This window comes from Sulfitobacter sp. W027, assembly GCF_025143985.1.
Classification (GTDB): Bacteria; Pseudomonadota; Alphaproteobacteria; order Rhodobacterales; family Rhodobacteraceae; genus Sulfitobacter.
On sequence record NZ_CP083566.1, the window covers coordinates 19,375 to 34,790 of the forward strand.

Genomic DNA, 15,416 nt, shown 5'->3' on the forward strand with positions numbered 1-15,416 from the left:
ATTTAATCTTTCTTTGTCTCTAAATCTGTCGCCTGCGACCGGCTGGGTTTCCCCGCGGCGCGGCGCGCCTCTTCGGCCCGCGCAATCGCGGCATCAATCGGCGCGCGATCAGAGGTGCCCGAGAAATTGTCGAGGCTTGGCATCGCTTCGGCCACATGGAGGTAGCGCTCTCCTGCGACTTCAAGCAGCCGGTCAAGTTCGCTGAGCGGATCGCCGTGATCGTCGACGCGCAGGTCGAGATAGGCATGGTCCTGCCCGCGGTGGATCACCAGCCCCGCCGCCTGACGCCCGCGTTTGTCACCGCCCGCCTCTTCGCCCGCGCGCATGGCGGCGAGCAGGCGTTCGGCCATCGGCAAGTCACTGCGCGCGGCATAGGTTTCAAACGTGGCCTCCACAACCTCCGGCCCGGTCAGCATATTGCCCGCAACCGAATGAATGGTCCCTACGCGGTGCCCGGCCCAATCGACACAGCCCGTGCCGGTATGCGCGGCAAAATTGCCCTTGGCGTCAAGCATGTGGCACTGGCGGATGTCGCGCCCCGCGTCGCGTGCGGCGAATTCCTTCAGCAGAGCTTCGGCCGGGTCGCCGCTTTCCAACATGCGCCGTCCTTCGGTCCCCCAAAGCGGGTTGACGAAAGCCTGCGTGGCCACGGCGACCCGCCGCCCGATGTAAGGCACGACGGCACCGCAGGCGAAAAAGCGGCTGGCGACGGCGATGCCAATCTCATGGGTGTCAGGATCACGGGCGATGATGGAATAGGTCATGGGTTAACGTCCTACGGCATAGGCCTGCATGAGGCGGGGGGTCGCGGCGGCCTGAAGGCTGCCATCGGGGTGGCGCAGCGCGGCGGTCATCCGCCCCACTGACCAAGGCTCGGCCACGGTGACGATATGGCCCCGTGCGCGCAGCCCATCGATTACGGCAGGCCCGACATTGGGTTCGATCATCATCTCGCCGGGCAGGGCTTGGCGGGGGTAGAAGCTGCTTTGAAAATGCATGGTGTGGAACAGCGGCGCGTCCATGCCTTCTTGCAGGTCGAGCCCGTGATGCACAAAGCGCAGGAACCAGATCAACTGCCATTGATCCTGCTGGTCGCCACCCGGTGTGCCAAAAACCAACTGCCGCCCGTCCGAATGTTCGGCAAAGGAGGGGGTCAATGTGGTGCGCGGACGCCGACCGGGGGCGAGGGAGGTGGGCAAACCGCGCTCAAGCCAAAACATTTGCGCGCGCGAGTTCAACGGAAAGCCAAGCCCCGGCACGACCGGATTGCTTTGCAACCACCCGCCCGAAGGCGTGGCCGAGACCATATTGCCCCAACGGTCGATCACATCAAGATGCACGGTATCGCCGCGTTTTTCGGTCAGATGGGCCATCGTCGGCTCTTGGGGGGCGGCGTTCTTGATGCCGAAATCACGGGCAGCCCGTTCGATATAACGCTCGGCCAGATGCTCTAGTCCCGCAATCACGCCGGGGCGTTGCTCTAGCGAAGCCTTTCCGTTGACCAGTTTCGCGCGCTCAGCGTTATAGGCGTCAGAGAGCAGTTCTTCCATCGGGATGATGCTCTGTTCGGGGTCGCCGTAATAGGCCTCGCGGTCAGCATAGGCAAGTTTCATCGCCTCGATCACCGTATGGGTGAAAGAGGCCCCCATCGGGTCCATTCCGGCAAGATCGAAATGTTTGAGGATGGCGAGGGTTTGCAAAAACACTGGCCCCTGCGACCATGCATGGGTCTTGTGCACCGTCCAGCCGTGGTATTCGTAAGTGAGCGTGTCTTCATAGCTGGCCTGCCAATTGGCCATGTCTTGGCGCGCCAAGAGGGCGCTGTTCTTTTGCTCTGACACGTCATGCACGCAGGCGTCTTCGAGGTAGTCGAAAATTGCATCGGCCACGAACCCTTCGGACCAGATTTTGCGCGCTGCCTCGATCTGCGCGTTGCGGTCCTCACCTGCGGCTTCGGCCTCGCGCAGAATCCGTTCATAGACGGCGGCCAGATCGGGGTTTTTGAAGTTGGCATTCGGCTCTGGCGCTTCGCCGCCCGGCGTCCAGACGGCGGCGGAGCTGGGCCATTCGGCGGCGAAATATTCGGCCAGCCCCTTAATGGTGTTCGACACGCGCGGCAGCACCGGATGCCCGTCGCGGGCATAGTCGATCGCGGGCTGCAGCACGTCGCGCAGGCCCATGGTGCCATGGTCGCGCAGCATCAGCATCCAGCCGTCAAAGGCACCGGGCACCACTGTCGACAGAAGCCCCGAGCCGGGGATTAGCTTAAGCCCGAGTTCCTCAAAATGCTCCAGCTTGGCGGCGGCGGGGCTGACCCCTTGGGCGCAGACGACCTTGGTCGCCTTCTTCTCCGCGTCGTGAAAGATGATCGGCAGATCGCCCGCCGGGCCGTTCAGATGCGGCTCGACCACCTGCAAAACGAAACCCGCAGCCACGGCGGCGTCAAAGGCATTGCCGCCTTTTTCGAGGATGCCAAAACCCACGGTCGAGGCGATCCAATGAGTTGAGGTGGTGACACCGAAGGAGCCGCGGATCTCGGGGCGGGTGGTGAAGGTGGTCATGTCGTCTCCGGTCAGTGTTCGCGCGGGTCCAGCGCATCGCGCAGACCATCGCCGAGAAGGTTAAAGCCAAGCACGACCATAAAGATCGCAATGCCGGGCCAGAGCGCCATCCAAGGCGCTTGATTGAGGAAGTTTTTCGCCGTGTTCAGCATCGAGCCCCAAGAGGGCGCAGGGGGCTGCTGGCCGAGGCCAAGGAAGGACAGGGAGGCTTCGGCGATGATCGCAGTGGCGACGGTCAGCGTGGCCTGCACAAGCACGGGCGGCAGCACGTTGGGGAAAATATAGCGGCGCAGGATGCGTGGGGTCGACAGGCCAATGGCACGCGCGCTCTCGACGTAATCCTCGGCGGCGACGCTCAGCACCTGACCGCGGGTCAGGCGGATGAAGATCGGCGTGGCAGAGATGCCGATGGCAATCATAGCGTTGGTCAGGCTGGGCCCCAAAAACGCGGCCAGCGCGATGGCGAGGATAAGGAAGGGCGCAGCCAGCAGGGCCTCGGTGCAGCGCGAGATCACCGCATCCGTCCAACCACCGAAATAACCCGCAACGATGCCAAGGGGCACGCCAAGCCCTAGCGCGATGGCGACAGAAACGACACCCGCAAGAAGGGATGCCTGTGCCCCCCAGATCAGACGGCTCAGCACATCGCGGCCCAGCTCGTCGGTGCCCATCCAATGCGCGGCGGACGGCCCTTTGCGCACCGCGCCCCAGTCGGTAGCAGACGGGTCGGGGATCGGCAGCAGCGGTGCCAGCAAAGCGATGGAGCAGAAGAAAACCACCAGCACCCCGCCCAGCATGGCGCTGCGGTGGTGGCGGAATTTCTTCCAGACCCGGTTCTCGGGACGGGCCGAGAGAACGGGATCAGCCGCACTTTCGGCGTCGATGGTGATGGGTGTGGCAGGTTGGGCCATTATTGCTTCCTCAGGCGGGGGTTCAGCAGCACATAGGCGACATCGGCCAGCAGGTTCATGAAGATGAAGCCGACGGCGGTGACCAGCACGATCCCCTGCACCACGGCGTAATCCCGGTTGAACACCGCATCGACCACAAGCTTGCCAAAGCCGGGGATGGTGAAAATCTGTTCGGTCAGCACCGCGCCCGCGATCAACTCACCAAAGAGCAGGGCGGTCAGGGTAACGATCGGCGTCAGCGCGTTGCGAAAGGCGTGTTTAAGGATGACTTTGCGCTCAACCAACCCTTTGGCGCGGGCGGTGCGGACATAGTCACTGCTCATCACGCTCAACATGGCGGAACGGGTGTGGCGCATCAGCGTCGCGGCAAGCGCGGTGCCCAGCACGAAGGCGGGCATCAGCATGACGGTGATGGAACGCACAGGGTCTTCGCTCAGCGGCACATAGCCCGAGGCAGGCAACAGCTTCCATTTCACCGAGACCAGCAAGATCAGCATGATGCCGAGCCAGAAGTTCGGGATTGAAAGGCCAGACAGCGCTACGACATTCGCGATATAATCGGTCAGCGTGCCCTTCTTAACCGCCGAAAAGATGCCTGCGGGAATGCCGATCAGCATGGCAAAGATCATCGCCATGGTGGCCAATTGAATGGTTACGGGCAGTTTCTGCCCGATCAGTTCCAGCACCGGCTGGTTGGTGCGCAGCGAGATACCAAGATCTCCGGTCAGCGCGTTGCCGATCCAAGTGAAATACTGCACCGGGATGGGATCGTTCAGCCGGTATTTTTCACGCAGGAACTCTAGCACCTGCGGGTCGCGTTCCTCGCCGGCCATGGCCAGCACCGGGTCGCCCGGCAGCAGCTTTTGCAAGGTGAAGACAAAAACCGAGATCAGGATGATCGTCGGAATCGCGATCACCACACGGCGCAGGATGAAGGACAGCATGTTGAAATGTCTCACTCAGAGGGAGGGGCACCGCCGGGACCGGCCCGGCGATGCGTATGGGGAAGGTTTTACCCTTCTTCTTTTTTCATGCCCGCAAGGCGGATCATGCCATCAGGATAGGGGGTGAAACCGGTGATGTCGGAATCCAGCGCCCAGATCCATGTCTGGTGGTAAAGGTACACGATCGGCAGCTCTTCGTTCAGGATCGCACGGGCCGCGGTATAGCTTTCGCGACGCACGTCTTGATCGTTGGATTTGCGCGCTTTGTTCAGCAGCTCATCCACTTCCGGGTTCGAGAACTTGGAATCGTTGATGCCGCCATCGGAGGTCATGAACTGGTGGATGTTGCCATCGGGGTCCACACGGCCCGACCAGCCGATCTGGCTCGCCTGATAGTCCCCCGCCGATTGGTCGGCCAGCAGCGTCGCGAATTCCTTGGAGGTGATCGAGATGTTGATCCCCGCCTCAGCCGCCATGGACTGTACGACCTGCATCAGTTGCAGCGGGATCGTGGTGTTAGGCACCTGTACCTCAAGGTCGATGCCATCGGCAAAGCCCGCTTCGGCGAGCAGTTCCTTGGCCTTTTCTACGTCACGCTCGGGCACGGGGAAGTCGGTGCTGTACCAAGGCGAGTTCGGCGGGAAGGGCTGGTTGCCCGCGGCGAAGGCACCGTTGAAGACGACCTGATTGATTGCTTCGCGGTCGATGGCATAGCTCAGCGCCTGACGCAGACGTTTGTCGTTGCCCCAAGGGTTGTCGCCCTTTTCGCCATTGGCGACATTGATGGTGATGCCTTGATAGCCCAGCGACACGGCGCTTTCGACCTTGATGCCGTCGTCACCTTCGGCCTGCGCCAGATCGGTCGCGGCCAGACGCTCCAGCATGTCGATGTCGCCCGATTGCAGGTTCGCCAGACGCACGGTGGTGTCGGGGATCGGCAAATAGGTGACGGTGTCGAAGTGGTATTCGTCGGCGTTGTAATAGTCGGCGAATTTCTCCAGCACGATGCGGTCTTGCGCGACGCGCTCTTTGAACTGATAGGGGCCGGAACAGACCGGCTCGAGGCCAAAGTCATCGCCTGCCGCTTCGGCGGCGGTGGGGGAGACCATCATGCCCGCGCGGTCGGCCAGTTGGGCCATCAATGTGGCGTCGGCATCGGCCAGGTCAAAACGGATTTCGTGGCTGCCCAGCACTTCGACACCGGTGATCGAGCTCAGCTCGGATTTGCGGCGTGAGGTTTCCAGGTTCTGGCTGCGGTCGATGTTGGCGGCCACGGCCTCGGCGTCGAAGGGCGTGCCGTCATGGAACACCGCGTCATCGCGCAGCTTCATCGTCAGTTGCTTGCCGTCCTCAGAAAAGGACCATTCGGTCGCCAGTTGCGGGATAATTTCAAGATCGGGGGTGATGTCCACCAGCTTGTCGCAAAGCGAGGTATAGACGATCCGCCCCACAAAGGTGCGCGACTGGTCGGGGTCCAGCACATCGGCGTCAGATTGCAGCGCGATGCGCAGGTCAGCCGCCTGAGCGCCGAGGGTCGTGGCCCCAAGTAGCGCGGCGGCGAGGGTCATTTTGGTCAGTGTCATTTCGGACTCTCCTGTCGTTTCATTAAGTCTGGTTCAGCCTGTTATTCTTGGTCTTGGCGGGGGCGGAGCGTTGTCCGATCCCGCATGGCGTCTTGGTAAAGCGCAAAGCGCGCAGCCGCGCCGGGGGCACGTTCGGGCGCATCGGCAAGGCCGAGGTCCGGCGTGGCGGCGGCGATCTCTTCGAAAAAGTGGCAGGCGGCGATATGGCCGTCGCCTGCATCGGTTTCGCGCAAGGCAGGCGGCTCACTCGCGCAGCGTTCTTTGGCATAGGGGCAACGGGTGTGGAAACGGCAGCCCGCAGGCGGATTGGCCGGGCTTGGCATCTCACCCTCAAGCGCGGTCTGCGGCGTGCGCGCACCATGGGCGGCAACCGGAATGGCCGAGAGGAGCGCCCGGGTATAGGGGTGACGCGGGTGGTTGTAGACCGTATCGACAACGCCCTGTTCGACGATCTGGCCCAGATACATCACCGCCACACGGTCGCTCATATGGCGGATCACAGCGAGGTCATGGGCGATGATGACCAGTGTGAGCCCCAATTCATCGCGCAGATCGCCGAGCAGGTTAATCACCTGCGCCTGCACTGAGACGTCGAGTGCCGAGACAGGCTCATCCCCGATCACCAGTTTCGGGGCCGAGGCCAGCGCGCGGGCAATCCCGATCCGTTGGCGCTGGCCGCCCGAAAATTCATGTGGGTAGCGTTCCGCGTGCTCGGGGCGCAGGCCGACTTTGGCCAGCAGTTCCGCCACTTTGCCGCGCCGCTCAGAGGCGGACATCTTGGGGAAATGCGTTTCCAGCGGTTCGCCGACCAGCTTGCCGACACTCATCCGCGGGTTCAGCGAGGAAAAGGGGTCCTGAAAAATGAACTGCATGTCGCGGCGCAGCGCCGTGAGATCACGCCCGGCAAGGCTGCGCACATCAGCGCCGTCAAATTGCACATTACCTTCGGTCGGCGTCAGCAGCCGCATCAAAAGCCGCGCGAGGGTGGATTTACCGCAGCCGGACTCGCCGACGATGGCAAATGTCTCTCCACGCCGCACATCAAAGGAGACACCATCGACGGCCTTCACCGTGCCACTTGCAGCCAACATGCCGCCGCCAGTCTTGAAGTGCTTTTTCAGCGCACGCGCTTTGAGGATATGGTCGCTCATGCGCTCTGCTCCAGATGTGTTTCCAGCGGGGCGAAGTGACAGGCCACAGCGTGCCCACTCTCTAGCGGAGCAAGCGGCGGCTCCTTGGCGCAGATCGGCTGAGCAAAGGGGCAGCGCGTGGCAAAGCGGCAGCCTTTGGGCATGTTCTGCGTCGTCGGCACCATGCCCGGTACGGTGGCCAAACGCCCGCGCGGACCGCTCAACTGCGGGATCGAAGACATGAGGCCGATGGTATAGGGGTGCTGCGGATCGTTAAAAATACGCTCCGCCGGACCAGTCTCGACGATGGTGCCCGCATACATGACGGCCACGGTATCAGCGATTTCGGCCACGACACCCAAATCATGGGTGATCATGATCGTGCCCATGTCGGTCTCGGCCTGAAGGTCGCGGATCAACTCGAGGATTTGCGCCTGAATGGTCACATCAAGCGCAGTGGTCGGCTCATCCGCGATCAGCAGCGCGGGGTCGTTCACCAGCGCCATGGCGATCATCACCCGCTGGCGCATACCGCCTGACAGTTGGTGCGGGTAATCCCGCATCCGCTTTTCCGCCGCCGGAATACCGACCCGCTTGAGGATCGCCAGCGCCTTATCCTCGGCCTCGGCTTTGCTGGCATCGCTATGGGCTAGCACGGCCTCAACAATCTGATCGCCGATGCGGAAGGCGGGGTTGAGGGATGTCATCGGCTCTTGAAAGATCATGGTCATCCGGCTGCCGCGCAATTTGCGCATTGCAGTGTGATCGGCGAGATCGAGCTTTTGCCCCTCAAAGATCATCTCCCCTGATCCGATCGTCGCCGCACCTGCAGGCAATAGCCCCATCATCGCAAGTGAGGTCACGCTCTTGCCGCAGCCGCTCTCCCCGACAACGCAGAGCGTTTTGCCCGGGCTGACCGAAAAATTGACGTGATTGATCTGGTCGCTCGGCGCGCCACGAAAACGCAGGCTGAAGTCACGCACTTCGAGCAAAACCTTGTCGGAACCGGTGTCAGGGCTGGGCAATGGACCGCTTTCTTGAACCAATATAAGATTGGTCGAGTATGCGGTTGCAAATTTCTTCCTGTCAATCCGGAGAAATGAGATTATACGAATTGTCTTATTATTCAGTTGGTTAAGTGTAAAGTCTGCTGGCATTTTGGCATCTATGCCCATCTTTTGTGCGTTCTGAAAACAGCGCATTTGCCCAAACCACTTGGTTTTTGGTCGTCGCAGCGCACTTCCCGGTCCGGGCGCACTATTGTAGGACCGCCGAATTCTTGCTTTACCCAGAAAGAGCGGTAAATTCCTAATCAGAGCGGCATAACCCCATGACCAGCAAACCTAAATCGGCAGAGCGCAAGCGCGGGTCCGGGGCGCAATTTGTCTATTCGATCCTGCGCGATGAAATCTTAGACCTGACTCTGCTCCCCGGCAGTCCCATCGACGAGATTCGCCTCTCCGAGCGGTTGTCGATGTCGCGCACCCCAATCCGTGAGGCATTGGTGCGACTGGCAAGCGAAGGGCTGGTGACCACGCTGCCCAACCGCTCGACCGTGGTGTCGAACATCGACTTCATGAACCTGCACACCTTTTTCGATGCGATGACCCTGATGTACCGCGTCACGACCCGCCTCGCGGCGCAGTTTCATACCGCGGCAGATATGGCCCGCATCCGCGCGCGTCAGGCGGAATTTGCCAAGGCGGTGGCGGCGCAGGACGCGCTGTCAATGATTGCCACAAATCGAGAGTTCCACGCCGAGATCGCCCGCGCGGGGCGTAACCCCTATTACGAATCGCTCTGCCTGCGGCTTTTGGATGAGGGGCGGCGGCTTTTGCGGATGTACTACCAGTCCTTCGACGACCAGCTTCCAAATGAGTATGTGCAAGAGCATGAAGACCTGATCGCGACCATTGAAACCCGCGATATCTCCCGTGCGGATTCTCTGGCCGAAACCCATGCCGACCAGATTGTACGGCAGATTCAGGCACTGATTTCACGCGACCGACGGCAACATATCGATCTCTAAGTTACTGTAAAAATACTGTAATTCGGAAGACATGAACTACGTCTTGTTTTTATGTCGACAAACAAAATACAATCACTAAGATGCAGCTAAGCCCGGCAACATCGCAGCCGGTTTCTAAGATGGAGAGATAAATGAACCCTTCGATTTTTTCCGGCTGCATCCCGGCCCTGATGACCCCCTGCACTGAAGACCGCAAACCCGACTTCGACGCGCTGGTGCGCATGGGCAAAAAGCTGATCGCCGATGGTATGAGCGCGGTCGTTTACTGCGGTTCAATGGGGGATTGGCCGCTGCTGACCGACGCAGAGCGGATGGAAGGCGTTGAACGCTTGGTCAACGCGGGCGTTCCGGTCGTTGTTGGTACGGGTGCTGTGAACACCAAGCTGGCCGCGGCGCACGCAGCCCATGCGCAGAAAGTTGGCGCAAAAGGGTTGATGCTGATCCCGCGCATCCTGTCGCGCGGTACTTCGGTCGCTGCACAAAAGGACCATTTCAAAGCTGTCCTTTCCGCTGCTCCAGAGCTTCCGGCCGTGATCTACAACAGCCCCTATTATGGTTTTGCCACCCGCGCTGATCTCTTCTTTGCGCTGCGGGCCGAGCATTCGAATCTCGTCGGCTTCAAAGAGTTCGGCGGCGCGGATGACCTGCGCTATGCGGCGGAAAATATCACCAGCCGCGATGATGACGTGACGCTGATGATTGGCGTCGACACCACCGTTTTCCATGGTTTCGTCAACTGCGGAGCCACGGGCGCCATCACCGGCATCGGCAACGTGCTGCCGCGCGAAGTTTTGCATCTGGTCGCCCTAAGCCAAGCAGCGGCGGCGGGCGATGCCGAAGCGCGCCAACGGGCGCAGGAGCTCGACGCGGCGCTTGGTGTTCTTTCCTCCTTTGATGAGGGTCCCGATCTCGTGCTTTATTATAAGCATCTGATGGTACTCGAAGGCCATGCAGAATATGCGCTGCATTTTAATGAGACCGACGCGCTGAGCGACAGCCAGCGCGGCTATGCCGAGGCGCAGTATAAACTGTTCCGCACATGGTATGCCGATTGGAGCCAGCAAGGCGGCGCGGTCGCCAAATACGCGGCCTAACCTCCCCCAACCTCTCCCCGGCTGGGCAGGCCCGTCGCTTCTGCGGCGGGCCTTTTGCGTTTCCTGACAGCGCTTTCAAAGAAGATAATTGCAAACGCATATAAATTTGACTAGCATCTTCTCAGGGATCAACGCACCGGGAGTGGGTGCGCCAATTTGGGGAGAAAAATTGAGATGAGTGCAACAGATTTAATGCGTGATTTCGGGGCGATGCTCGCCTCTGGCGGGGTCGAAGTGGTGGACTGTTCGGGCGTTTTGGGGCCAGATACGCCGATCCTGCAACTGCCAGCCGATTTTGCCAAGCCGACACCGAAAGTCGAAATCCATAAGATCAGCGAATATGACGAAGACGGCCCGTTCTTTGCGTGGAACTGGATGGTCTTGGGCGAACATTCCGGCACCCATTTCGACGCGCCGCACCATTGGATCACCGGCAAGGATTACGAAGACGGGTTCACAGATACGCTTGACGTGCAACGCCTCGTCGCGCCGGTCAACGTGATCGACTGCTCGCAGCAATCTCAAGAAGACCCCGACTTTTTGCTCGACGCCAAAGGCATTAAGGAATGGGAGGCCGAGTATGGCGAGATTGGCGAGGGCGAATGGGTCGTCATGCGCACCGATTGGGACAGCCGTGTAAATGACGAAGCGCGGTTCCTCAACGCGGATGAAACCGGACCCCACAGCCCCGGACCGACCCCGGATGCGATCGAGTATCTGATGAGCAAAAAGATCGTCGGTTGGGGCACCCAATGCATCGGCACCGATGCGGGTCAGGCCGGCGGGATGGAGCCGCCGTACCCGGCGCATAACCTGCTGCATAAGAACAACTGTTTCGGTCTGGCAAGCCTTGCCAATCTCGACAAACTGCCGCCCAAGGGCGCGATCCTGATTGCGGCGCCGCTGAAGATTAAGAATGGCACCGGCAGCCCCATTCGGGCGCTGGCGCTGGTGCCGAAGGGCTGATCGGTGACAGATACACCACTCACCAAGGCGGAGAATGCGCCGCTCGATCAGATGGGGCTCGATAACTTCGCGCCCTATCTGATGAACCGGATCATGGGGCGGTATAATGCCGCCCTGTCAGCCGAGATGGCGGCGCTTGGCTTGACCACGCCACAGATGCGCTCCTTGGCGGTGCTTTCGGTCACAGATGGGATCTTGATCCGTGAATTGGCCGTCTATGCGGTGGTTCAGCAATCTACGCTGAGCCGCGCGCTGGACGCGCTGGTGCGCGACGGTTTGGTGCGGCGTGAGACTGACGCAACCGACAGCCGCGCCACCCGCGTCTATCTGACCGACAAGGGGCGAGAGGCCTATGCAAGGCTCTGGCCGCATATGGCCGAGGCCTATGGCGCGATGTTCAAGGGCATCGACGCCGCCGAGAAAGAGGCCTTTGTGGCCACGCTGCGCACCATGCTGCGCAACATCCGAAAACACGATTTTTAAGAGGGTCTCATGGCCGAGCGTTCGTTTAAGGCAGAGGTGGAACACCTGCGCAAAGGAGACGGTGACGTCTTCACAGGTGAGGGTATCCTCGCGATTACCAAAGCCCTTCTGGAAAACGGGGTCGGCTATGTGGGCGGCTATCAGGGTGCGCCGATCTCGCATCTGATGGACGTGCTGGCGGATGCCGAAGAGCTCATGGCCGAACTTGGCGTGCGGTTTGAGGCGAATGCGTCTGAGGCGGCGGCGGCGGCAATGCTGGCGGCGAGCGTGCATTACCCCATTCGTGGCGCGGTGACTTTTAAGGGGCCGGTGGGGGTTAACGTGGCTTCTGATGCGCTGGCCAACCTCAGTTCTTCGGGCGTCACCGGTGGCGCGCTGGTGATCGTGGGCGAGGACTACGGCGAAGGCTCGTCGATCATGCAGGAACGCAGCCACGGCTTTGCCATGAAATCGCAGTTCTGGATGCTCGACCCGCGCCCGAACCTGCCTTGCATTACCAAAGCGGTGAAAGACGGGTTTGAACTTTCGGAGGCCAGCAACACCCCCGTGATGCTCATGGTGCGCATCCGGTCCTGCCATGTGACCGGCAGTTTCGAGACCCGTGACAACCAGCGTCCGCCGCTCACCGTGGCCGAAGCGGCCGCCAACCCGCGCTCGGATTTCAACCGTGTGGTGCTGCCGCCGATGTCCTATCTGCATGAGAAGGACAAGATCGAGAACCGCTGGCCTGCGGCGGAAAAGTTCATCCGCGACAATAAGCTAAACGAGTTCTTCGGCCCGGAAGAAGCCCCATTGGGCATCGTTGTCCAAGGCGGCATGTACAACTCCGTCATCCGTGCCCTGCAACGGCTGGGCCTTGCGGATATCCACGGCCAGACCGAGGTGCCGCTCTATGTGCTGAACGTCACCTATCCGCTGCTGCGCGATGAGTTCGACGACTTCTGCAAAGGCAAGGATCACGTGTTGGTGGTCGAAGAGGGCCAGCCGGATCATATCGAACAGCAGCTTGGCTCCTACCTCTACAAACTCGAACGTAAGGTGAAGCTGCACGGCAAAGATGTGTTGCCGATGGCGGGGGAATACACAGGTCAGGTGCTGCTCGACGGTGTGACGGATTTCCTCAAGGTCGCGGCGCCCGAGATGCTGCCCGGCAAGGTCCGCGCCCCCAACGCCGAAGCGCCCGCAATCCCCGATCTGTCCGACACCGTGCCGATCCGCCCGCCCGGTTTCTGCACCGGCTGCCCGGAACGCCCGATCTTTGCCGCGATGAAACTGACCGAGCAGGAGTTGGGCAAACACCAGATCACTGGCGACATTGGCTGCCACCTGTTTGGCTGTCTGCCGCCCTTTGAAATTGGCGGCTCGACCATGGGCTACGGCCTCGGCCCCGCCTCTAACGCGGCCTTTGACGGGGGTGGCGACAAACGGGTGATCTCGATTCTTGGGGATGGCGGTTTCTGGCATAACGGGTTGTCGACTTCGATCGGGAACATGGTGTTCAACAAGTCCGACAGCGTCGCAGTGATCGTCGACAACTACTATTCCGCCGCCACGGGCGGGCAGGACGTGATGTCCTCGCGGGCGCATAACGACACCAAGAGCACCAACAATCCGATCTCCAAGGCGCTCAAGGGCGTGGGCGTCGAGTGGGTGCGCCAGATCGACCGGACCTATGACGTGGGCAAGCTGCGTGAGGTGCTGCGCGAGGCGCTGACCACCGATTATAAGGGGCCGAAGGTCATCGTGGCGTCTTCGGAATGTATGCTGAACAAGCAGCGCCGTGAGAAGCCCCTGCGCAACAAGGCGATCAAGGAAGGCCGCCGCATGGAGGTGCCGCGCTTTGGCGTCGATGCGGATGTTTGCACCGGGGATCATGCCTGCATCCGGCTCTCGGGCTGCCCGTCGCTGTCGCTCAAGCGGCTGGACGATCCACTGCGCGACGATCCGGTGGCGCATATCGATCAGACCTGTGTGGGCTGCGGCAACTGCGGCGAAGTGGCCGATACGGCGGTGCTCTGCCCGTCGTTCTATCAAGCCGATGTGGTGCATAACCCCACCCGTTTCGAGCGGTGGCGTGCCGAGAAAACCAGCCAGATCATCTCTTGGCTACAAAGACGGCGCGACGCAAAGCGGCTGCGCAGCGAAGGAGTGACGACGTGAATCTGGTTCTGCCGCAAAAGACACCCGACGCGCGTGTCGGCGAAATCACCAAACTCGCGGTCATGGCCGTGGGCGGGCAGGGCGGTGGCGTCTTGACTGGCTGGATTGAATCCATGGCCCGGGCCGAAGGCTATGTCTGTCAGGCGACCTCGGTCGCCGGCGTGGCGCAGCGCACCGGGGCCACGATCTATTACGTCGAAATGGCCCCGAAAAGCGCGTTGGAGCCGGTCTTTGCCCTCGCCCCTGCGGCGGGCGATGTCGACGTGTTGATCGCGGCTGAGATGATGGAGGTTGGCCGCGCCGTGATGCGCGGTTTCGTGACGCCAGACCGCACCACGCTGATCGGCTCGACCCACCGCGCCCTTGCGGTGAGCGAGAAGATGGCGCCCGGCGATGGCATTGCCGATGCGGATGAGGTTCGCGCCGCTGCCGAAATCGCCGCGCAGAAACTGGTGTTGGAGGATATGGAAGGGCTGGCCGTCGGCGCAGGCTCGGTCATTTCCGCTTCGCTCTTTGGCGCTTTGGCCGGGTCCGGGGCGCTGCCGTTCCGGCGGGAGGCCTATGAGGACGCGATCCGCGCAGGGGGCAAGGGGGTGGAGCCTTCGTTGCGTGCCTTCGCCGTGGGCTTTGATGCAGCGCAGGGCCGTTTGCCCAACAGCGCGCCCGCCACGATAGACGAGCCTGAAACTCCCTTCCGCCTCGCCGGACCAGAGGCGTTGCAAAGCCAATGGGACGCCCTGGTCGCCCGCGCCGACGCGCTGCCTGAAGCGGTGCATGATTTGGCATTCGCGGGCCTGTCTAAAGTGGTAAACTTCCAAGACTGCGCCTACGGCACGCTCTATCTGGATCGGCTCGATACCGTGTTGGCCCGTGACAGCGCCGCGCAGGACTGGCGGCTCTCGGCGGAAGCGGCGAAATACATCGCCAATGCCATGGCCTATGACGACATCATCCGCGTTGCTGACCTGAAAACCCGCGCGCCGCGCTTTACCCATATCCGGCAGGAAATGCGCGCAGGCGATGCGAACCTGATGCAGTTGACCGAATACTTCCACCCCCGCGCCGAAGAAATCGCAGGGCTGATGCCTGCGCGTCTTGGGGCCAAGGTGGAGGCGAGCGACAAATGGATGACCCGGCTGAACCGTTGGTTCGACAAGGGCCGTCGCCTGCGCACGGATCGCTTGCCCGCGTTCTTAATGTTGCACGTGCTAGGGGGGCTCAAGAGTTACCGTTTGAAAACCCACCGCCATGCCATCGAAGTGGCTCATCTTGAGGATTGGCTGTTGCGCTGTCTGGCCGAGGTCGAGGCCGATTACGACGTCGCGGTCGAACTGGTGAAATGCCGCCGGCTTATCAAAGGCTATTCCGACACCCACGCGCGGGGATTGGGGAAGTTCGACAAGGTGATGGATGCCGCCGACTTGCTGCGCGGGCGCGAAGATGCGGCGCAATGGATTGCGCGTCTGCGGGAGGCGGCCTTGCAAGATGCCGAAGGCGAAGCGCTTGATGGGGCCATCGCGACAGTGCGTTCTTTCGTTTAGGAACAGTGCCTATT

At 61.3% G+C, this 15,416-nt stretch carries 13 protein-coding genes; 6 read left to right on the forward strand and 7 right to left on the reverse strand.

Annotation, left to right across the window (positions count from 1 at the left end):
* Positions 1-2 precede the first annotated feature (2 nt).
* The 7 genes from K3759_RS17640 to K3759_RS17670 all read right to left on the reverse strand — a co-directional run bounded on the left by K3759_RS17640 (position 3) and on the right by K3759_RS17670 (position 8,154).
* Positions 3-764 carry a DUF1028 domain-containing protein gene (locus K3759_RS17640; protein WP_259986117.1) on the reverse strand — a complete coding sequence of 254 codons (762 nt, stop codon included), beginning with the start codon at positions 762-764 and terminating at the stop codon, positions 3-5.
* Positions 765-767: 3 nt separating this feature from the next.
* The gene (locus tag K3759_RS17645; protein WP_259986119.1) at positions 768-2,561 is read right to left on the reverse strand and encodes a gamma-glutamyltransferase family protein; all 1,794 of its coding nucleotides are present in this window, start codon (positions 2,559-2,561) and stop codon (positions 768-770) included.
* 11 nt (positions 2,562-2,572) lie between these two features.
* Positions 2,573-3,472, reverse strand: coding sequence for an ABC transporter permease (locus K3759_RS17650; protein WP_259986120.1), 900 nt, complete (start codon positions 3,470-3,472; stop codon positions 2,573-2,575).
* Positions 3,472-4,416 carry an ABC transporter permease gene (locus tag K3759_RS17655; RefSeq protein WP_259986121.1) on the reverse strand — a complete coding sequence of 315 codons (945 nt, stop codon included), beginning with the start codon at positions 4,414-4,416 and terminating at the stop codon, positions 3,472-3,474. Before K3759_RS17655 ends, K3759_RS17650 begins: the two co-directional genes overlap by 1 nt.
* 68 nt (positions 4,417-4,484) lie before the next feature.
* Positions 4,485-5,999, reverse strand: a complete 1,515-nt coding sequence (locus K3759_RS17660; RefSeq protein ID WP_259986122.1) for an ABC transporter substrate-binding protein — start codon at positions 5,997-5,999, stop codon at positions 4,485-4,487.
* A gap of 41 nt (positions 6,000-6,040) precedes the next feature.
* Positions 6,041-7,150 (reverse strand): ABC transporter ATP-binding protein, encoded by a 1,110-nt coding sequence (locus K3759_RS17665; protein ID WP_259986123.1) that lies wholly within the window; start codon positions 7,148-7,150, stop codon positions 6,041-6,043.
* Positions 7,147-8,154, reverse strand: a complete 1,008-nt coding sequence (locus tag K3759_RS17670; protein WP_259986125.1) for an ABC transporter ATP-binding protein — start codon at positions 8,152-8,154, stop codon at positions 7,147-7,149. The genes K3759_RS17665 and K3759_RS17670 overlap by 4 nt, the downstream gene beginning before the upstream one ends.
* A gap of 305 nt (positions 8,155-8,459) precedes the next feature.
* On the opposite strand from K3759_RS17670, the gene K3759_RS17675 reads away from it, so the two are divergent.
* The 6 genes from K3759_RS17675 (at position 8,460) to K3759_RS17700 (ending at position 15,402) form a co-directional block, all read left to right on the forward strand.
* Positions 8,460-9,158 carry a GntR family transcriptional regulator gene (locus tag K3759_RS17675; RefSeq protein ID WP_259986126.1) on the forward strand — a complete coding sequence of 233 codons (699 nt, stop codon included), beginning with the start codon at positions 8,460-8,462 and terminating at the stop codon, positions 9,156-9,158.
* Positions 9,159-9,289: 131 nt separating this feature from the next.
* Positions 9,290-10,252 carry a dihydrodipicolinate synthase family protein gene (locus K3759_RS17680; RefSeq protein WP_259986127.1) on the forward strand — a complete coding sequence of 321 codons (963 nt, stop codon included), beginning with the start codon at positions 9,290-9,292 and terminating at the stop codon, positions 10,250-10,252.
* 174 nt (positions 10,253-10,426) lie between these two features.
* On the forward strand, positions 10,427-11,218 hold the full coding sequence (locus K3759_RS17685; protein ID WP_259986128.1) for a cyclase family protein: 792 nt from the start codon (positions 10,427-10,429) through the stop codon (positions 11,216-11,218).
* Between the two features lie 51 nt (positions 11,219-11,269).
* Positions 11,270-11,701: a MarR family winged helix-turn-helix transcriptional regulator gene (locus K3759_RS17690; RefSeq protein WP_259986217.1), complete on the forward strand. Its 432-nt coding sequence runs from the start codon at positions 11,270-11,272 to the stop codon at positions 11,699-11,701.
* 9 nt (positions 11,702-11,710) lie between these two features.
* A complete protein-coding gene (locus tag K3759_RS17695) occupies positions 11,711-13,861 on the forward strand; it encodes an indolepyruvate ferredoxin oxidoreductase subunit alpha (protein ID WP_259986129.1) in 2,151 nt (716 codons plus the stop codon).
* Positions 13,858-15,402, forward strand: coding sequence for an indolepyruvate oxidoreductase subunit beta family protein (locus tag K3759_RS17700; protein WP_409202528.1), 1,545 nt, complete (start codon positions 13,858-13,860; stop codon positions 15,400-15,402). Before K3759_RS17695 ends, K3759_RS17700 begins: the two co-directional genes overlap by 4 nt.
* The last annotated feature ends 14 nt before the right edge of the window (positions 15,403-15,416 follow it).